General features: G+C 71.6%; 17 protein-coding genes. 14 read left to right on the forward strand and 3 right to left on the reverse strand.

Going from position 1 to position 19,715, the window contains the following annotated elements; genetic code table 11:
* A partial coding sequence (locus NIE79_RS22800) for a DEAD/DEAH box helicase (protein ID WP_238680494.1) occupies positions 1-2,935 on the forward strand: 2,935 nt, incomplete at its 5' end.
* Positions 2,932-3,834 (forward strand): SWIM zinc finger family protein, encoded by a 903-nt coding sequence (locus tag NIE79_RS22805; RefSeq protein WP_238680495.1) that lies wholly within the window; start codon positions 2,932-2,934, stop codon positions 3,832-3,834. The genes NIE79_RS22800 and NIE79_RS22805, both read left to right, overlap by 4 nt.
* A 46-nt stretch (positions 3,835-3,880) precedes the next feature.
* Here NIE79_RS22805 and NIE79_RS22810 read toward each other — a convergent pair whose 3' ends face one another.
* The gene (locus NIE79_RS22810) at positions 3,881-4,138 is read right to left on the reverse strand and encodes a DUF3040 domain-containing protein (RefSeq protein WP_091409372.1); all 258 of its coding nucleotides are present in this window, start codon (positions 4,136-4,138) and stop codon (positions 3,881-3,883) included.
* 432 nt (positions 4,139-4,570) lie between these two features.
* Between NIE79_RS22810 and NIE79_RS22815 the strand changes: the two genes are divergently transcribed.
* From NIE79_RS22815 to NIE79_RS22835, 5 genes are read left to right on the forward strand one after another with little or no spacing between them, the layout of a single operon-like run.
* Positions 4,571-6,652, forward strand: coding sequence for a DUF1800 domain-containing protein (locus NIE79_RS22815; RefSeq protein WP_238680496.1), 2,082 nt, complete (start codon positions 4,571-4,573; stop codon positions 6,650-6,652).
* Between the two features lie 8 nt (positions 6,653-6,660).
* Positions 6,661-8,043, forward strand: a complete 1,383-nt coding sequence (locus NIE79_RS22820; RefSeq protein ID WP_238680497.1) for a DUF1501 domain-containing protein — start codon at positions 6,661-6,663, stop codon at positions 8,041-8,043.
* Complete coding sequence (locus NIE79_RS22825) at positions 8,040-9,458, forward strand: ferredoxin reductase family protein (protein WP_238680498.1); 1,419 nt, start codon at positions 8,040-8,042, stop codon at positions 9,456-9,458. The genes NIE79_RS22820 and NIE79_RS22825 overlap by 4 nt, the downstream gene beginning before the upstream one ends.
* A gap of 13 nt (positions 9,459-9,471) precedes the next feature.
* Entirely contained in the window at positions 9,472-10,050 is a 579-nt protein-coding gene (locus NIE79_RS22830; protein ID WP_238680499.1) for an FMN-binding protein, read from the forward strand.
* A 49-nt stretch (positions 10,051-10,099) separates the two neighbouring features.
* The gene (locus tag NIE79_RS22835) at positions 10,100-10,822 is read left to right on the forward strand and encodes an FAD:protein FMN transferase (protein WP_238680578.1); all 723 of its coding nucleotides are present in this window, start codon (positions 10,100-10,102) and stop codon (positions 10,820-10,822) included.
* Between the two features lie 384 nt (positions 10,823-11,206).
* Here the strand turns inward: NIE79_RS22835 and NIE79_RS22840 are convergent, their stop codons facing one another.
* A complete protein-coding gene (locus NIE79_RS22840; protein WP_238680579.1) occupies positions 11,207-11,878 on the reverse strand; it encodes a bifunctional DNA primase/polymerase in 672 nt (223 codons plus the stop codon).
* A gap of 248 nt (positions 11,879-12,126) precedes the next feature.
* On the opposite strand from NIE79_RS22840, the gene NIE79_RS22845 reads away from it, so the two are divergent.
* The 7 genes from NIE79_RS22845 to mctP all read left to right on the forward strand — a co-directional run bounded on the left by NIE79_RS22845 (position 12,127) and on the right by mctP (position 18,866).
* Complete coding sequence (locus NIE79_RS22845) at positions 12,127-13,356, forward strand: helix-turn-helix domain-containing protein (RefSeq protein ID WP_238680500.1); 1,230 nt, start codon at positions 12,127-12,129, stop codon at positions 13,354-13,356.
* A 16-nt stretch (positions 13,357-13,372) separates the two neighbouring features.
* Positions 13,373-13,945, forward strand: coding sequence for a flavoprotein (locus NIE79_RS22850; protein WP_238680501.1), 573 nt, complete (start codon positions 13,373-13,375; stop codon positions 13,943-13,945).
* A gap of 118 nt (positions 13,946-14,063) precedes the next feature.
* Positions 14,064-14,900, forward strand: coding sequence for a Nif3-like dinuclear metal center hexameric protein (locus NIE79_RS22855; protein ID WP_372471764.1), 837 nt, complete (start codon positions 14,064-14,066; stop codon positions 14,898-14,900).
* Complete coding sequence (locus tag NIE79_RS22860) at positions 14,890-15,627, forward strand: zinc ribbon domain-containing protein (protein WP_238680503.1); 738 nt, start codon at positions 14,890-14,892, stop codon at positions 15,625-15,627. Before NIE79_RS22855 ends, NIE79_RS22860 begins: the two co-directional genes overlap by 11 nt.
* A 3-nt stretch (positions 15,628-15,630) precedes the next feature.
* Complete coding sequence (locus NIE79_RS22865; protein ID WP_238680504.1) at positions 15,631-16,812, forward strand: bifunctional RNase H/acid phosphatase; 1,182 nt, start codon at positions 15,631-15,633, stop codon at positions 16,810-16,812.
* A gap of 162 nt (positions 16,813-16,974) precedes the next feature.
* On the forward strand, positions 16,975-17,217 hold the full coding sequence (locus tag NIE79_RS22870; protein WP_238680505.1) for a DUF3311 domain-containing protein: 243 nt from the start codon (positions 16,975-16,977) through the stop codon (positions 17,215-17,217).
* Entirely contained in the window at positions 17,217-18,866 is a 1,650-nt protein-coding gene (gene mctP / locus NIE79_RS22875; protein ID WP_238680506.1) for a monocarboxylate uptake permease MctP, read from the forward strand. The genes NIE79_RS22870 and mctP overlap by 1 nt, the downstream gene beginning before the upstream one ends.
* A 367-nt stretch (positions 18,867-19,233) precedes the next feature.
* Here the strand turns inward: mctP and NIE79_RS22880 are convergent, their stop codons facing one another.
* Positions 19,234-19,695 (reverse strand): MarR family winged helix-turn-helix transcriptional regulator, encoded by a 462-nt coding sequence (locus tag NIE79_RS22880; protein ID WP_238680507.1) that lies wholly within the window; start codon positions 19,693-19,695, stop codon positions 19,234-19,236.
* Positions 19,696-19,715 lie beyond the last annotated feature (20 nt).

Genomic DNA, 19,715 nt, shown 5'->3' on the forward strand with positions numbered 1-19,715 from the left:
GACGCCCAACGCTGGCGCGACTACCGCCGGCCAGACGTCCGGCGTTGACGCGACGGTGGGTGACTGGATGCCCGGCGCTGGCACAACGGCGGCGTCGGGCGGTGCCGGGCAGGTGCCCGCGCAGGCGGTCTGGCGTCCGCTGCTGACCGGCACCGACGCCGCCTGGGCGCGCTCGCTGGCGCTGGCCCTGCCACCGGCCGCCCGTGCCGCCGTCCTGCCGCCCGCTGCCGCCGTCCTGCCGCCGCCCACCATCGCCGCGGCTGCTCAGGGGCCCACCGGGAGCCCCGCCATCTCCGCCACGGCGGCGACAGTTGGTGCGGGCGGCCCTGAGCTGACCGCTGCTGCGGCGACAGTTGGTGCGGGCGGGCCTGAGCTGACCGCTGCCGCGCTGGTCGCGGATGCGCTGGACGCGTTGACCGATGCCGCCGCGAGGGCTGCGCTGGCGACCACCACGCTGGCCCGGGGGCTGCGCCCGGGTGGTCCGGCACCGGCGTGGCTGGGCGCGCTCGCCGGTCCGCAGCGGGACTTCACCATCGACCCGGCCGGGCTGACCAGCCTCTCCGCCGAGTTGGACGCCTGGCAGCGCGACGCCGCCGGTGGCCCGGTGCGGGCCAGTTTCCGCCTGGTGGAGCCGGCCCCCGACGAGGTCACCGAACCGATCCTGGCCACCCGGGCGGTGCCCAACGGCAGCGCGCCGGTGCCGGTGCCGGCCGAGGATGCGCCAGTGCCGGTGCCTGTCGACAGAGCGCCGGTGTCGGTCGGGTCGATCGGTGCCGGGCGCTGGCGGTTGGAGTTCGGGTTGCAGGCCGCGGACGAGCCCGGCCTGCACGTCGACGCCGGGGAGATCTGGCGGTCGCCGCAGACCCTCGGCGGCCTGGTCGGTCGGGCGACCAGCCCGCAGGAGACGCTCCTCGCCGAGCTGGGCCGGGCCAGCCGGCTCTGGCCGGACCTGGACGCCGCGCTGCGTACCGCCGCCCCGGAGGCGATGGACCTCGACGTCGAGGGGGCGCACCGGTTCCTCAGCGCGGGTGCCCCGGTGCTGCACGCCGCCGGTTTCGGGGTGCTGCTGCCGTCCTGGTGGCAGCGTCCGTCGGCGCGACTGGGCGCCCGGTTGCGAGCGCGCAGCCGCACCGCGCCGGGCACTGTGGGTGGTGCCGACGCCGGTGTCGGTCTGGACGCCCTGGTCGACTACCGCTGGGAGATCGCGCTCGGTGACCAGCCGCTCTCCGCCGAGGAGTTGGCGGCGCTGGCCGAGACGAAGACCCCGCTGGTACGGCTCCGCGGCCGGTGGGTCGAGCTGGACCCGGGGCGGCTCGCTGCCGGGCTGCGCCTGCTCCGCTCCGCTGGCGAGCTGACCGTCGCCGACCTGCTCCGCCTCGGGCTGGCCGACGGCGAGGCCACCGGCGAGCTGCCGGTGCTGGAGGTGACCGCCGACGGGGCGCTGGGCGACCTGCTCGCCGGCGCTGTCGAGCGGCGACTCACCCCGCTGGACCCGCCGCCGGGCTTCCAGGGGACGCTGCGGCCGTACCAGCAGCGGGGCCTGGCCTGGCTGGCCTTCCTGCGCTCACTCGGCCTGGGCGGTGTGCTCGCCGACGACATGGGGCTGGGCAAGACCGTGCAACTGCTCGCGCTGCTCGCCGGAGACCCACCGGAGGCCGGCCCGACCCTGCTGGTCTGTCCGATGTCGCTGGTCGGCAACTGGCAGCGGGAGGCGGCCCGGTTCACCCCCGAGCTGCGGGTCCACGTACACCATGGTGCCGAGCGGGCGCGGGGGGCGGAGTTCACAGCGGCCGCGCACGGCGCGGACCTGGTCCTCACCACCTACTCGGTGGCCGCCCGCGACGCCGCCGACCTGGCCGGCATCGACTGGCACCGGGTGGTGGTGGACGAGGCGCAGGCGATCAAGAACGCGTCGACCCGGCAGGCCGAGGCGGTGCGCGCGCTGCCCGCCCGGCAGCGGGTGGCGGTGACCGGTACGCCGGTGGAGAACCGCCTCGCCGACCTCTGGTCGATCATGCAGTTCGCCAACCCGGGTCTGCTCGGGCCGGCCGCGACGTTCCGCAAACGGTTCGCCGAGCCGATCGAGCGGCACGGCGACGCCGAGGCCGCCGAGCGGCTCCGCCGGATCACCGGCCCGTTCGTGTTGCGTCGGCTCAAGACCGACTCGTCGATCATTTCGGACCTGCCGGAGAAGCTGGAGATGGAGGTGCTCTGCAACCTCACCGCCGAGCAGGCCGCGCTGTACCGGGTGGTGGTCGACGACATGCTCGCCCGGATCGAGACCAGCGACGGCATCGAGCGACGCGGTCTGGTGCTGGCCACCATGACCCGCCTCAAGCAGGTCTGCAACCACCCCGCCCAACTGCTGCGCGACGGCTCGCCGCTGGAGGGCCGCTCCGGCAAGCTGGCCCGGCTCACCGAGATCCTGGAGGAGGTGCTGGCGGCGGGGGAGCGGGCACTGCTCTTCACCCAGTACGCCGAGTTCGGCGCGATGTTGCGGGGTCACCTGTCGGCGCGGTTCGGCCGGGAGGTGCTGTTCCTGCACGGTGGCCTGGGCAAGGCCGAGCGGGACGCCCTGGTGCAGCGCTTCCAGTCCGCTGAAGGTCCGCCGATCTTCGTCCTGTCCCTCAAGGCCGGCGGCACCGGGCTGACCCTGACCGCCGCGAACCACGTGGTGCACGTGGACCGGTGGTGGAACCCGGCGGTCGAGGACCAGGCCACCGACCGGGCGTTCCGGATCGGGCAGAGCCGACGGGTGCAGGTCCGCAAGTTCGTCTGCGCGGGCACTGTCGAGGAGAAGGTGGCCGCGCTGATCGCCGACAAGCGCAGCCTCGCCGAGCGGGTGGTCGGCACCGGCGAGCAGTGGATCACCGAGTTGTCCACCGGCCAGTTGCGGGACCTGTTCGCCCTGGAAGCCGGCGCGGTGGTCGAGTGACGGACTTCGCTGACTACGGGCGCCCGCGTCGGGTCGACGGGGGCCTGCGGGCGCGCAGCGCCCGGGGCGCTATCGGCCGGTCCTGGTGGTCGCGGCGTTTCCTGGAGGTGCTGGAGTCGTTCGCGCTCGGCACCCGGCTGACCCGGGGCCGGTCGTACGCGCGGGCCGGTCAGGTGCTCACGCTCGACATCACACCCGGGCGGGTCGACGCGGTGGTGCAGGGTTCCCGGCCGCAGCCGTACCAGGTGTCGATCGCGCTGAAGCCGTTCCCGGCGGCGCTCTGGTCCCGAATCGAGGACGAGCTGGCCGGGCAGGCGTTCTTCAGCGCCCGGCTGCTCGCCGGGGACCTCCCCGACGAGTTGGAGGAGCTGTTCGCCGCCGCCGGCGCGCCGCTCTTCCCGGCAACCGTCAACGAATTGACCCAGCGCTGCAACTGCCCCGACTTCGCGGTGCCGTGCAAGCACCTCGCGGCGACGTTCTACCTGCTGGCCGAGGCGTTCGACGCGGACCCGTTCGAGCTGCTGCACTGGCGCGGTCGGTCCCGGGCGGAGTTGCTCGACGAACTCCGTGCCCGGAGGGCCGCGACCACCGGTGCCGCCCCATCGCCCCCACTGGTCGACTCACCGTCCGGACCGGACGGTGTGGTGTCGACAGTGGACGTCGTCGCGCCGGTCGGTGCCGCCCGCGCGCTCACCGGGCTGTCGGCGACGCCGCTGGCCGAGACGGCGGACCGGTTCTGGTCAGCGCCGGTGCCGCTGCCGGATCGGCCGCCCCGACTGGTGACCGGCACCGACCTGCTGCTGCGCCAGCTCGGAGCGCCCGCCCCGGCCATCGGTGGGCCGGGACTGCTCGAACGGTTACGCCGGGCGTACCGGGCGTTTGGTCCGGCCGACCGGTGAGCTGTCACGTCCACCGGTTGAGCCGTCCCGTCGAGCGGTTGAACAGTCACGTCCAGCGGCGGCGGAACCGCCACATGATCGCGGCGTTGGCCACCAGCACCACCGCGCAGATCGCGCCGGTGAGTCGACCGGCGAACACGGCTATCGCCGGCAGCGACGCCCACAGCACGATGGTCAACAACATCAGGTAGCGGCCCCTGCGGGCCCGGGCCCTGTGGTCCAGCCGGTTGAAGAAGGCCGGGTCACTCTCCCGGAGCTGACGGGTGATCTGGTCGAATCTGCGCTGATCCTCTTTGCTGAGCATGGCGCTGCCTTCCCCTCACGCGTTCAGCGGTTCGGCGGCATACCCGCTGCGGTGGCGGCTCACGCTCGCCCGCTGCTGCTACTTTTCCTCCACGCGAGTGCGCTTCACGTCCGGCTTACCTGAACCTTAAGTTTGCCTTTGGTGGTGAACGACGCCGAAACTGTCGCGTACGGGCGGCGAGGTCCGATCCGTGCTCGGCTGCCGCGCGTACGCCCTGCTGGGAAGGTCTGCGGGCAGGCCCGTCCCACCGCCTGCCGCCGCTGTCGCACTGAACGCTGTCTTAAGTGCCCTCACGAGTGGGTTCCGGCCACCTTGAAGGGCCCTGGGGCCTTGGTTACCTTGCCGTAGCAACCCCCTCAGGCAACAGTCGCCGCACCTGCCGCACCTGCCCGGTAGCAGCTTCCGGCGCTCATCAGAAATCGGGATTGGTACATGGCCGACCAGAATGTGCCACCACGTCGACCGCGGGACGACCGCGGTTGGGACGGACATCAGCACCCCAGCGCTGACGGCTACGGCGACCCCCACACGCCGGCGCCCTACGGTTACGACTCGCCCCACCCGTACCAGGGCGGCTACGCCGCGCAGGCCGACCCGCGTGAGCAGTACGCCGGGCAGCCCGCGCCCGCCGCGCGCGGTCCGCAGTGGGTCGGCCCGGAGGGCCTTGGCCGCCCGGCCCCGGCACGACCGGCCGGCACCGGACTGCCCACCCTCGACGATGACAACGAGCCGGGTCGCAAGGTCGGCCGACGTAAGGCGATGGTGGCCCTCGGTGGCACCGCCGCCGTCGTCGCCGGTGGCGCGGCGCTCGCCATGACCCCGCAGATCCGTGGCCTCTTCGGCGACGAGGCTGCGGCCGGCGACGCGACCGGCAGCACGGTGACCGACGGCACCGCGGCGCGGCCCAGCGGCCAGCAGCCCAGCACCGTGCGTACCTACACCGAGCAGAACGAAAGCTACATGGGCTCCCGGGCCGGTGAGGCGCTGAAGAAGAACGCGCCGGCCGGTGGGCGGACCTTCTCCGGCCCGGCCGCTGCGGCGGCGGCGACCACTGTGACAGTGAAGACGGTGCTGGCCAAGGACCCGATCCTGCACCTGGCCCGACGCGCCACCTTCGGTGCGACGCCCGCTGTGGTCGCCGACATCAAGCGCGAGGGCATGGACGCCTGGATCCGCGCCCAGCTCGCCCCGGAGAAGCTGGAGCCGAGCAAGGGCGAGCTGAAGCTCGCCGAGCTGCCGACCCAGAAGCTCTCCGTGCAGCAGTTGCGCGACCAGCGGGACAAGCTCAACGAGCAGGACGCCCAGCCGGAGCGGGAGATGGTCGACGCCACCATCGCCCGGCAGATCTGGTCCAAGCGCCAACTGTTCGAGGTGATGGTCGACTTCTGGAACGACTTCCTGCACGTCGCCGCGGACTTCGACGGCGGCGAGGTGTACCGCAACTCGTTCGACCAGGACGTCGTGCGCAAGCACGCGCTGGGCAGCTACCCGGAGATGCTGGTCGCCGCCAACAAGCACCCGGCGCTGCTGATCTACCTGAACCAGAAGGACTCCCGCAAGGACGCGATCAACGAGAACCTCGCCCGGGAGAACCTCGAGCTCTACTCGGTCGGCGTCGACGGCGGCTACAAGGAGCCGGACGTCCGGCAGGCCGCCATGTTGCAGACCGGCCGCGGTGTCGACGACAAGGGCAAGTACGTCTTCCGCCCCGAGCAGCACTACGTCGGCAAGGTGAAGATCCTCGGCTTCACCCACGCGAACAACTCGGCCGACCCGAAGAAGGCCGAAGCGGCGATCGACGCGTACATCACCTACATCGCGACGCACCCGTCGACGGCGAAGTACGTGGCGCAGAGCCTGGCCACCCGGTTCGTCTCGGACACCCCGCCGAAGTCCCTCGTGGACCGGCTGGCCAAGACGTACACGACCAACAAGGGCATGATCAAGCCGGTCCTGATGACGCTGTTCTGCTCCTCGGAGTTCTGGGCCGGTGTGGGCCAGAAGGTGCGCCGGCCGATGGAGTATCTGGTCGCCACGTACCGCACCCTGGGCGTCTCGCCGGAGGCGTCGCCGAAGCACAACAACGGCGACAGCAAGCGCACCGCGTACGCCCGAGGGCTGCGCCAGATCCACGACAAGATGCGCGAGCTGGGCCAGTCCCCGATGGGTCACCCGACCCCGGACGGCTACCCGGACGTCTACGTCGCCTGGACCTCGGCCGGCACGATGGTCAACGGCTGGAACGAGGCGGGCGAGATCCTCGCCGGCTACCGGACCACCTTCACGTACACGGCGCCGGAGAAGCTGGTCGCCAAGCCGCCGGCGACGGCCGGGGCGTACGTGGACGCGCTGTCCCAGCGGCTGGTGGGCCAGAAGCTGAGCACGCGGGAGAAGAACCTCATCCTCGGCGTGGCCGGTGTGGTGGCGACCACCAAGGTCGACGCCACGTTCAACGGGGCCATCACCGCCGTCGCGCGGGCGATCCTCGCTTCCCCCCAGCACCACCTCCGGTGAGGCACCCGATGGAGAAGACTGTGTACAACTCTTTCCCCCTGCACCCCGAATGCCCCGACGTGCGACGGCTGGCCGACAACCCGGCCGAGGCGTTGCTGCGCGCCGAGGCGGACATCGTCGCCGCCGAGAACGCCGCCGAGTTCGACAGGTACCGCACTTTGGAGAACCTGGAGGAGGCCCAGCAGGACGGTCGCGGCGTGACCCGGCGGACCTTCGTCGCGGGTGCCGCCGCCACCGCCACCGCGCTGGCCACCGCCCAGTTCGTCACCACCTCGGCGTCGTTCGCGGCGACCAAGACCGGCACCCTGATCCACGTCTTCCTCTACGGAGGGCTGGACGGCCTGAGCCTGATCGCGCCGGACAACGACGCGGTGCTCAACAAGGCCCGGCCCGACCTGCTGCTCGGCAACGACTCGCTGGCCCTGGGCCGCGGCTTCAAGCTGACCGGCGCGTTCAAGCCGCTGGAGAAGTGGCTCACGGCCGGTCAGCTGGGCTTCATCCCGGGCGTCTCCGACGAGCGGCTGTCCCGCAGCCACTTCCAGGCCGCCGACGCCTGCAACCTGGGCGGGCTGCCCAACGAGACCGGCGGCCGGGGTTGGCTCGACGGTCTGGTCGACAACCTGGGCAAGGGCACCGCGTTCCGCAGCGTCGGCATCGGCAGCACCCTGCCCCGCTCGCTGGTCGGCAACAACGGCGCGCTGTCGCTGAACAACGTCGGCTCGCTGCGGCTCAACGGTGACGAGCGGTTCCGGGCCGCCACCGAGAAGGCCATCAAGGGGCTCTTCACCGGGATCAACCACCCGGTCCAGGAGGCCGTTCAGGAGGGCATGGGCGCGCTGGCCACCGCCCAGAAGCTCGCCGCCAAGCCGTACCAGCCCGCCGAGGGCGTCAAGTACGAGGGCGTCGGCAACGCGTTCCAGCAACTCGCCCAGCTGATCAAGGGTGGCGCCAACGTGCGGGTCGCCACTGTCGGCATGGGTGGTTACGACACCCACGAGAACCAGGGCACCCGCGAGGGCGGCCAGCTGTACCGCCGGCTCAACGAGCTGGCCAGCGCGATGGCCGCGTTCTTCACCGACCTCGGCCCGAAGGCCGCCGACGTGACGATCATGGTGTCCAGCGAGTTCGGCCGTCGGGTCGGCTCCAACAACAACGGCACCGACCACGGGCACGGCGGCGTGGTCACCCTGCTGTCCGGCAAGAAGCTGGCCGGTTCGCTGCTCGGCACCTGGAACGGGCTGGACAAGCTCGACTCCGGTGACGTGCCGGAGAACAACAACATGTTCAACGTCTACGGCGCGGTGGCGCAGGGCCGGTTCGGGCTCACCAACGCGGAGGTCGACAAGGTCTTCCCCCGCCAGAAGTACGCCCCGATGAAGCTGTACGCGTGACGCATTCGCACACCCACGCCGCCGGCCGTCGTACCGGGACCTCGTCCCGGCACGGCGGCCGGTCGGCTGCGCCCGTACCCCCGCAGAGCCCGGCCCGGCGCGGACCCGGCGGCCGACGGCTGCTGGGCGTGCTGCTCCTGGTCGGCCTGCTCGCCAGCGTGCTGCCGTGGTGGCTGGGCACTCCCGCCGGATCGTTGCGGAGCACAGCGGCCACCGTCACCGCGGCCGGCCGGATCAGCGGCCTGATCGCCGGCTACCTGCTGCTGGTGCAGGTGCTGATGATGAGTCGACTGCCGGTGCTGGAACGGTGGATCGGCGGCGAGCACATGGCCCGCTGGCACCGGGACATCGGTGCGACCCTGCTGGTCACCGTGCTGGCGCACATGTCGCTGATCCTCGTCGGCTACGCCGACCTGCGTAACCAGTCGATCTTCGCCGAGGTCGGCACGTTGCTCGGCGACTACGAGGACATGGTCTCGGCGTTCGTCGCCACCGGCATCATGATGCTCGTCGGGTTCAGCAGCGTCCGGGCGATCCGGCGGGCACTGCCCTACGAGCTGTGGCACCTGCTGCACCTGTCCAGCTACCTGATCCTGCTGCTCGGCTTCGGCCACCAGTTCACCCACGGCGCGCAGCTGTACAAGCCCGGCCCGGTGCGCACCGGCTGGATCGCGCTCTACCTACTCGTGATCGCCGCCCTGCTCTGGGGCCGTGTGATCGCGCCGCTGGCGTTCAACCTGCGCTACAAGCTGCGGGTCGCCGACGTGGTCGCCGAGAGCACCGACACCATCTCCATCTACCTCACCGGGGAGCGGCTCGGCCGGCTGGCGATGCTCGGCGGCCAACACTTCCGCTGGCGGTTCCTCACCCGGGGCTGCTGGTGGCAGTCGCACCCGTTCTCCGTCTCCGCCGCCGCCAACGGCCGCTGGCTGCGGGTCACCGTCAAGGTGGTCGGCACCCACACCGCCGACCTGCGCGACCTGGACCCGGGCACCCGGGTCTGGGCCGAAGGCCCGTCGGGCACCTTCACCGCCGCGCACCGGCTCCGTGAGCGGGCGCTGCTGATCGCCGGCGGCAGCGGCATCACGCCGATCCGGGCGATGCTGGAGGAGTTGCCACCGGGCGCCGCGCTGATCTACCGGGCCCGCACGCCGGCTGACGTGCTGCTCAGTCGCGAGTTGGACTGGCTGGCCCAGGAGCGCGAGACCTCCGTCTGGTACGTCATCGGCTCCCGCGACGACCCCGGCCCCCGCCAGCTGATGAGCCCGGACGGGCTGCGGCAACTGGTGCCCGACGTGGCCCGACGCGACGTCTACCTGTGCGGGCCGCCCGGTCTGGTGGAACAGTCGGTGCGTGCGCTGCGGCGGGCCGGTGTGCCCCGGCGGCAGATCCACCTGGCCACGTTCGAGCTGTAGGAAGGGCATCCCCATGCGTCGCGCGCTCCTCGCGATCACCGGCCTGGCCGCCAGCACCACCGCGCTGGTGGTGTTCAAGGGCTCGCCGGGCACCACCCAGGTCGCCCAGAACCTGCCGACCGCCCAGCCGGTCAACCCCACCCCGCAGGATGTCGAGCCGAGTGCCGACCCGTCGGGCGTGGCACCGAAGCCGTCGAAGACCGGCGACGCGCCCACGTCGCCCAAACCCACAAAGAGCACCGCCCGGCCGTCCGGCACCCGCACCACCACGAAGGCCGCACCCCGGACCACCACCAAGGCACCCCAGTCGACCACCCGCCGGGTCACCGGCAACGGCTTCGAGAACGAGTACGGGTACGTGCAGGTGCAGATCGTCGTCTCGGGTAACCGGATCGTCGAGGCCGTCGCGCTGTCGCTGCCCAGCGGGGGTGAATCCGACATCCACAGCGGCGACGTCCGCAACCGGTACGACGGCGGCGGCGGCGAGGTGGTGCAGAAGCAGAACGCCAACCTCAACACCGTCTCCGGGGCCACCGAGACCAGCAACTCCTACAAGCAGTCGCTGCGGTCCGCCATCGAGCAGGCATTCTGACGTGCGGGCCACGCTGACCCGGCCCGGGCTGTGCCGGGTCGAACAGATCATGGGTACGGCGATCACCCTGGACCTCGCCGACGACCTGCCACCGGCGACGTTGCGCGAGCTGGCCGACGAGGTCTTCGCCTGGATGCGCGAGGTGGACGCGCGGTTCAGCACCTACCAGCCGGACAGCGAGGTGTGCCGCTTCGACCGGGGCGAGGTGCTGCTCTCCGAGGCGTCCGCGGACCTGCGGTACGTGCTGGAGACCTGCGCCGACCTGTGGGGCGCCACCGACGGGTTCTTCGACGCGTACGCCACCGGTCGGCTCGACCCGTCCGGCTTCGTCAAGGGCTGGGCGGCTCAGGTCGCCTCGGACCGCCTCGTCGCCGCCGGCGCCGTCAACCACTGCGTGAACGCCGGCGGTGACGTCCGGGTGCGGGGCCTGTCGCCGTCCGGGGAGCCGTGGCGCATCGGCATCCGCCACCCGTGGGACGCGATGGCGGCCTGCCTGGTGCTCAGCGGGACGGACCTGGCCGTGGCCACGTCCGGCGTGTACGAGCGGGGGAGGCACGTGCTGGACCCGCGCCGGGGCGCACCGGCCAGTGGGCTGCGTTCGGTGACTGTGGTCGGCACCGACCTCGGGGTGGCCGACGCGTACGCCACCGCCGCCCTCGCCATGGGCACCCCCGGCCTCAACTGGCTGGCCCGCCTGGACGATCACACCCACGCGGCGATAACCGACAACGCCCGCCAGTACCACTCCGTCAATCTCCCCCTGACCGACTAGCCCCCCCTTGCTCCCCGCGATCTTGCAGTTTCGGTTGCTGGTTTGTCCGGTTGCGTGGAGATTGTCGGGACAGCAAGTGCAAGATCGCGGGGAGCTGGGGGAGGTCGCCGCGGCCGGCTAGCGGAGGGGGCGGTGGGTGCCGGCTGGGCGGGAGCCGGTGGGGCGTGGGCGCCCGGGGCGCGAGCCGGACGGTCGGGTGCCGGCCCAGCGGCGCCCTGGGTGGCTGCGCCGGGGCGGCTCGGTGCCGCCGGGGTGAGGCGCTCTGTCGTTTGTGGACATCGTTCCCCCGTTCGTGGCGCGCGTTCGCGCCGTCCCCCTGTCAACGAGGACCGGTGTCCCGGCGACGCTGTCGGGCACCGGATCGAATCGTCGACCCTGCCGAATTCACATACCTCGTCGGGGCAGCGGCAGGTGGCCGGGGAGCAGGTCGGGGGCGAGCGTCACCCCGGCGGCGCGCAGCGCCCCGATCAACGTGTTCTGCACCAGGTACGAATCCGGAAGCTGCCAGCGCGCCTGCTCCGGGGCGACCGCCCAGCGGACAGTGCCCTCCGGCAGCCGGGTGGGCGGCGCGGGGATCCACGAGCCCGGCCCGTGCCGGACCACGTGGAAGCAGTGCTCCAGCTCCGGTCGGAGCGGATCGCCGGGGCGGACCAGGAACATCCACCGACCGGTGGGCGTGACCAGCACCGGCCCGCGTACGCCGGTGCCGGCCGGGTGGATCTGAACCGCGTCGAGTACGTGCCGGCCGAGGTGGGCGGGCACCTCCAGCACGTCGAAGGCCCGGCCGGTGGGCAGCAGCACCCCGTGCGGTCGGCTCCTCCACCAGGTCGCCACCCGGGCCGGGTCGGCGCTGGCGGCCAACTCCCAGTTCTCCAGGGCGGGGTGGCAGCCCACTGTGGGACAGCCGGCCCGGCCGCAGACGAAGCGGCTGCGGGCCAGACAGGCACCCGGGGTGACCTCCCAGCCGTGTGCGGCGTACCGGATGGCGACCCGGCGCAGCCGGACCCGTTCCAGCGGCGACAGTTCGGCAACGCGCGGTACGACATTCCCCCACATGTGTGCCAACTCCTCTCGTCGGGCCCGGCGTTCGCCAGGTCGCATGTCGAGCACCGTCACTGCCGTAACCCACGATCGTTGAGGTTGACGAACGGCTCGTGCAACTTGCACGAAAAGTACGAGGACTAGCTGTACGGCTGACGTACATCCTGTGCGACCAGCGAAAACCTGAAAATGAACGGCAGTCGCCGCACCCGCGGACATCGCCTCGACTCGATTGATCGTCGGTGGCAGGGGAGGATGGGGAGATGGACGAGCTACCCATAGGACGGCGAGTTGCCTACTGGCGGGGGCGGCGCAAGATGTCGCAGCAGGTCTTCGCGGACCGGCTGGGCAAGTCCAAGAGCTGGGTGGACAAGGTCGAACGCGGCGTCCGGCGGTTGGACAAGTTCTCCGTCCTCTACGAGATCGCCGACATCCTCCAGATGGACGTCCAGTTGCTGATGGGCAAGGACCCGGAGCGGCGCGCCGACGCCCTCAACTGCATCGACCAGGTCGAGGTGCAGGAGATCCGGGCGGCGCTGGAACGCTACGACTCGATGAGCGCCTACTTCGACGCGGCGCCGTACCCGCCGCCGATGGACGACATGCGCAAGGCCGTCAACCACGCCTGGCTCACCTACCAGTACGGCCGCTACGGGATGCTCACCCGGGCGTTGCCGAAGCTGCTGCGCGACGCACAGGCGGCCGACGCCGCCTACGGCGGTGAGCAGGCCGCCGAGGCGGCCCACCTGCTCGGCCAGGTCTACCAGATCGCCTCCTCGGTGCTGCGCAAGCTCGGCGAGTGCGAGCTCGCCTGGTTGGCCGCCGATCGGTCGATGGCGGTGGCCCAGCGGGCCGACGACCCGCTGCTGGCCGGGATCGCCACCACCCGGGTGTGCAACGCCCTGGTCGCGATGGGCCGGGCCCGGCCCGCGCTGGAGCTGAACGTCCAGATCGCCAACCGGCTGGCACCGGGTGGCAGCAACGAGGTCTCCCCGGCCCGTCTCTCCGTCTACGGGATGCTGCTGCTCCAGGGGGCGATGGCCGCGTCCCGCATCGGCGACTCGGCCAGCGTCGACGACCTGATCAACTGCGCGCAGGAGGCCGCCACCCTGCTCGGCGGCGACCACAACCACTACTGGACGTCGTTCGGCCCGACCAACGTCGAGTTGCACCGGGCCGCCGCCGCCGTGGAGCTGGGCGACGGGGGGCGGGCCGTGGAGGTGCACCAGCTGCGCATCGCGGAGCCCTCCTTCAACGCGCTGCTGCCCGAGCGCCGCGCCCACCATCTGCTCGACATCGCCCGCGGGTACGCCCAGATCGGTGACGTGGCGAACGCCGGCGAGATGCTGCTGCTCGGTGATCGGCTCGCCCCGTCGGAGATCCGCTGCCGGCCGATCGCGCACGAGGTGATGTCCGACATCCTCCGTCGCACACGTGGTGCGCCGCCTTCTCCGGTAGCGGAGTTGGCTGAGCACATGGGAGTAGGGGTATGAGCGCGGAGCCGGTCTGATGGCCGGTGCAGCGCACAACAGCGGGCACCGCGAGGTGCTCTACGTCATCGCCTGCGGTTCGCCGCTGGCCCGCCACGTCGGTCGTCTGGTCGACCTCGCCCAACAGGACGGTTGGGACGTCTGCGTGGTCGCCACGCCGGACGGCGCGAAGTTCGTCGACCAGTCGGCCCTGATTCGGCAGACCGGCCACCCGGTGCGGACGCACTACAAGAATCCCGGTGACCCGGACGTGCTGCCGCCAGCCGACGCCATGATCGTCTGCCCGGCCACCGTCAACACTGTCAACAAGTGGGCCGCCGGGATCACCGACACCCTGGCGCTCGGGCTGTTGGTCGAGGCCCAGGGTAAGGGCGTCCCCATCGTGGCGGTGCCGTACACCAACGCGGCGATGGCCTGCCACCCGGCGTTTCGTACCGGGGTGGCCCGGTTGGCCGAGTGGGGTGTCACCGTGCTCTTCGGCGACGACGTGATCGCTCTGCACCCGCCCGGAACGGGGGAACAGCACCTGCACGCCTTCCCCTGGGCGATGCCGCTGGCCGCATTGCAGACCGTTTCCTGGAGCGCCGCCTAGCGCGTCCGGCAGATCTTCCACCCGACGCGGCCGGGCCGGGTGTCACCGCCCGGTGGCCCCGACGCCGGTAAGCTGGCCCGCCGTGAGCACAAGCGGATCCGCCCCCACAGTCAGCGACGTGGTGGCCGCGCTGGAACGGCGCTTTCCGCCGGTCTGGGCGGAGGAATGGGACCGGGTGGGCCTGGTGCTCGGTGAGCCGGCCGCCCCGGTCCGCCGGGTGCTCTGCGTGGTCGACGTGGTGCCCGAAACTGTCGACGAAGCCCTCGCCGCCGACGCGGACATGATCGTCGCGCATCACCCGCTGCTGCTGCGCGGAGTGTCCTCGGTCGCCGCGACGACCTTCAAGGGGCGGATCATCCACCAGTTGATCCGGGCCGGGGTGGCGCTCTACGCGGCGCACACCAACGCCGACGTGGCCTCCCCGGGCGTCTCCGACGCCCTCGCCGCCCGCTTCGGGCTCACCGGTTTGCGCCCGCTTCAACGACCCGCGCTCGGCTCGCCCGCCCACGGCGACGACAGGGGTTTCGGCCGGGTCGGCGAGCTGCCCCAGCCGATGACGCTCGCCGAGCTGACCCGGCACGCCGCCGCGGTGCTCCCCGTCACGTCCTGGGGAGTTCGCGCGGCGGGGGATCCCGGGCGTATGGTTCGTACCCTCGCCGTCAGCGGCGGGTCGGGGGACAGCTTCCTCGGCGCCGCGACCGCCGCCGGGGTGGACGCGTTCCTCACCGCCGACCTGCGGCACCACCCGGCCGGCGAGCACCTCGCCGCCGATGGTCCCGCCCTGATCGACGCCGCCCACTGGGCGACCGAACGACCGTGGCTGGACGACCTGGCAGCCCTCCTCCGGGAGGCGCTGGACGTCGAGACGCTGGTGTCCGACCTGGACACCGACCCGTGGACCGTGCACGCCGCCGCACCCGTTGTGGACGACAAGGAGCCCGACCGTGAAGGCTGACCCTCAGGTGCAGCGCCGCCTGCTCGACCTCCAGGCGATCGACACCAACCTCGCCCAGCTCGCCCACCGACGGCGAACCCTTGCCGAGCGGGCCGAGCTGGAGTCGCTGGCCCGGGAGCTGTCGTCGATGGAGGACGAGCGGGTCCGCGCCCAGGTGGCAGTCGACGACCTGGACCGGGACATCGCCCGGTTGGAGAAGGACGTCGAGCAGGTCCGGGCCCGCAAGGAGAAGGACGAGAACCGGCTGGCCGCCGGCACCGGTCCGGCCCGCGAGCTGGAGGCGCTCCAGCACGAGCTGGTCTCGCTCAAGCGCCGCCAGGGCGACCTGGAGGACGCCGAGCTGGAGCTGATGGAGCAGCGGGAGACCGCGCAGGGCGTACTGGACGGCGTGGAGCAGCGGCTGGCCGAGACCCGGGACAAGCGGGCCGCTACCGAGCAGCGCCGCGACGAAGTGCTGGCTGAGATCGCCAAGGAGGAGGAGTTCAAGCGGGGCGCCCGTCAGCCGCTCGCCGGCGACCTCCCCAGCGAACTGGTCAACCTCTACGACAAGATCCGCGAGGACACCGGGTTGGGTGCCGCGCTGCTCACCGGGGGCCGCTGCGGCGGATGCCGCCTGGACCTGTCCGGCGCCGACCTGGCCCGGATCCGCAAGGCCGCCCCCGACGACGTGGTCCGCTGCGAGGACTGCCGACGGATCATGGTCCGCACCAACGAGTCGGGCCTGTAGGTCGTGGCGCCGCGCGTGGTCTCCATGGAGGCCGACGGTGGGTCCCGGGGCAACCCCGGCCCCGCCGGCTACGGCGCTGTGGTCCGCGACCCGGAGACCGGCGAGGTGCTCGCCGAGCGCTCCGAGTCGCTCGGCACGGCCACCAACAACGTCGCCGAGTACCAGGGCCTGATCGCCGGGCTGACCGCCGCCGCCGAACTGGGCGCCGCCGAGGTGGACGTCCGGATGGACTCCAAGCTGGTGGTCGAGCAGATGTGCGGCCGGTGGCAGATCAAGCACCCCGGCCTGCGGCCCCTCGCCGCCCAGGCCGCCGCGCTGGTGGGCCGGTTCACAGCGGTGCGGTTCAGCTGGATTCCGCGGGAGCAGAACCGGCACGCCGACGCCCTTGCCAACGCCGCCATGGACGCCGCCGCGGGTCGCCCCCCGGCGACTGCGGCCCCTGCCCGTCCGGCGACGGCTGCCACCACCGGCCAGCCCTCGACGGCGCCCGCCACCTTGATTGTCGGCAGCGACCCGGCGACAGCGCCGGCCTCCTGGGAGCCACGGCCCAGCTTCACCGCCACCCGGCTGATCCTGGTTCGGCACGGCGAGACCGCGTACACCGAGCAGCGGCGCTACTCCGGGCGCGGTGACGTGCCGCTCTCCGAGCGTGGCCGGGCCCAGGCCCGCGCCACCGGCACCCGGGTGGCCGAGCTGGCCCCGTCCGTCGCGGCCGTGCTCAGCTCACCATTGTCCCGCTGTACGGCCACCGCGGCGTCGATCGCCGAAGCGCTCGGCGGCGACGTGCCGGTGCGCACCGAGGACGACCTGATCGAGTGCGACTTCGGCCAGTGGGAGGGGCGCACCTTCGCCGAGGTGCGCCAGGAGTGGCCGGGGGAGATGGACGCCTGGCTCGCCTCACCCCGGATCGCGCCGCCGGGTGGGGAGTCGTTCACCCACGTCGCCGAACGCGCGCACCGCGTCATGTCGGGGCTGCTCACCGCGTACCCCGGTGAGACCGTTGTGGTCGTCTCGCACGTCTCGCCGATCAAGCTGGTGCTGCGCGACGCCCTCGCGGCCGGTGACGGCTTCCTGCACCGGCTCTTCCTGGACGCGGCCGGCATCTCGGTGCTCGACCTGTGGCCCGACGGCGGCGTGGCGGTGCGCACTGTCAACGACACCGCCCACCTCGCCAGCCTCGACTGAGCCGCCGCACCCCTCGTTGGTAGGGCCGGTCGGCCGCGCCGTTCGGCGCAGCCGGCCGGCCGTTCGGCGCAGCACCCTCCGGGCGGGTCAGGTGACCGCCGTCACAGAGTCGTAGCCTCCGGCCGTTACATCGAGAGCCACGACTCCCCGGAGGTGTGTCAGATGGCTGCACCCGAACCGGAGGCGCCGCCCACGGCGCCGACCAGGGCGAAGGACCACAGCCCCTGGAACTGGTTGCTCTTCATCCCCATCGTGGTGCCGCTGATCCCGGCGTTCTTCAATGGCGACTCGCCCCGGGTCTTCGGCTTCCCGCGCTTCTACTGGCTGCAACTGGCCTTCATCCTGCTCGGCGTCGGCACCACCACGTTGGTCTACCAGATGACGAAGAAGCGGGGTGGTTCCTGATGTGGCGCGACCATCTCACCGAGATCATCGTTTTCTCCCTGCTGTTCCTCCTGGTCAGCGTGATGGGCTTCGTGGCCGCCCGGTGGCGGGCACCGAAGGAAATGGCGCACCTGGACGAGTGGGGGCTGGGCGGGCGCAGCTTCGGCGGCTGGATCACCTGGTTCCTGATCGGCGGTGACCTCTACACCGCGTACACCTTCGTGGCAGTGCCGGCGTTGATGTTCGGTGCCGGCGCGGCCGGGTTCTTCGCCGTGCCGTACACCATCGTCATCTACCCGCTGGTCTTCCTGGTGCTGGTGCGGCTCTGGTCGGTGTCGCACCGGCACGGGTTCGTCACGCCGGCCGACTTCGTCCGCAAGCGGTTCGACTCGCCGGTGCTGGCGCTGCTGATCGCGATCACCGGCATCGTCGCCACCATGCCGTACATCGCGTTGCAGCTGATCGGCATCGAGGCAGTGCTCAAGACGATGGGCGTCACCGGCGACAACGCGCTGGCCCGACACCTGCCGATCATCATCGCGTTCGCCATCCTGGCCGCCTACACGTACCAGTCGGGGTTGCGCGCGCCCGCGCTGATCGCGTTCGTCAAGGACAGCCTGATCTACATCGTGATCCTGGTGGCGGTCATCTACCTGCCGTACAAGCTGGGCGGCTGGGGTGACATCTTCGCCGCCGCTGACGCGAAGTTCGACGCCTCACCCAACCCGAACGACGGCATCCTGCTCAACGGCAACAACCAGCTTCAGTACGTGACGTTGGCGCTGGGCTCGGCGTTGGCGCTCTTCCTCTACCCGCACAGCATCACCGGTGTGCTGGCCAGCAGGAACCGCGACGTGATCAAGCGGAACATGTCGGCGCTGCCCGCGTACAGCCTGCTGCTCGGCTTGATCGCGCTGCTCGGCTACATGGCCATCGCGGCCGGTGTGAAGCCGCTGCCCGGCAACTCGGCCGGGTCGGTGGACAACAACACCGTCGTCCCGTTGCTGTTCGACCAGCAGTTCCCGGACTGGTTCGCCGGTGTCGCGTACGCGGCGATCGGCATCGGCGCGCTGGTGCCCGCGGCGATCATGTCGATCGCGGCGGCGAACCTGTTCACCCGCAACATCTACAAGGAGTACCTGAAGCGGGACGCCTCCGCCGCCCAGGAGGCGAACGTCTCGAAGATCACCTCGCTGGTGGTGAAGGTCGGCGCGGTGGCCTGCATCGTCTTCCTCGACCCGCAGTTCTCCATCGACCTCCAGCTGATCGGTGGCGTGATCATCCTTCAGACGCTGCCGGCGGTGGCGCTGGGCCTCTACACCCGCTGGTTCCACCGCACCGGCCTGATCGTCGGCTGGGTCGCCGGCATGGGCTTGGGCATGTGGATGCTCTACCAGGTGGCCAGCCCGACCCGGAAGCACTTCGGCGGCTCGGCGTTCCCGCTGTCGGAGTTCGGGTTCGACACCACCCGGACGATCTACGTGGGCATCGTGGCGGTGGCGGTCAACCTGGCCGTGGCGGCGCTGGTGACGCTGGCGCTGCGGGCCGCGAAGGTCGAGGAAGGCGTCGACGGCACCGAGCCGGACGACTACTTCGCCGACGAGGGCGACCCCCGGATCACCCCAGGCCCCGACCGCGACGCCGACTCGGCCCGCGAACCGGTCGCCTGACCCCGAGGTACGCCCGGGTGCCGACGTGGGTCGGCGCCCGGGCGTTCTCGCGTGTTCTCGCCGTGCCGGGCGTTCTCGCCGTGCCGGGCGTTCTCGCCGTGCCGGGCGTTCTCGCGTGCCGCGCGTTCTCGCGTGCCGCGCGTCGATCTTGCAGTTACGGCGCCCGTTCGCTGCTGATTCGCCCCGGTCTTCACCCGCCGTAGGTGCAAGATCGGCGAAGCGGGGACGAGCCTCGCGCCGATCTTGGACTTATGGTGCCCGGTATGGGGCGACTCACGGCTCTTGTCCATCACCTTAAGTCCATGATCGACGAGCTGGGGGCGGGGCGGGGCGGGGCGGGGCGGTGTCAGAGCGGGGGGTTGGCGGGTTAGCGGGGGCGGTTGCGGTTTATCAGGGCCTGGTTGAGGCGGCTAAGGAGGGCTGCCAGGGTGTTGCGGTCTTCGGGGGTCCAGTCGGCCAGCATGTCGCCGTAGAGCCGGGTGCGGGCGGCCTGGACGGCGGCCATCCGTTGCAGGCCGGCCGGGGTGGGGGAGATGACAGTGCCGCGGCCGTCGGACGGGTCCGGGGTACGGGTGATCAGGCCATCGCGCTGAAGCGCTGACACCTGCCGGGTGACTGTCGAGCCGTCCAGGTTGAGTCGGGCGGCGAGCGCCGAGACGTTCTGCGGGCCGGCGTCGGCCAGGTGGCGCAGGATGACGTACGCCGCGCGGTCCAGCACCCGGTGCTCGGCGGTGCCGGTGGCCCGCCGGGTGGCCTCGCCGAAGCGCATCAGCAGGGCCACCTCGGTCTCGATCTGGCCGAGGGTGCTCTCGTCATGGTCGTCGCTCATAGCTGTATGATACAGAATAA

The sequence above is a fragment of the Micromonospora trifolii genome (assembly GCF_022229005.1).
In the GTDB taxonomy this organism is placed as follows: domain Bacteria; phylum Actinomycetota; class Actinomycetes; order Mycobacteriales; family Micromonosporaceae; genus Micromonospora; species Micromonospora trifolii.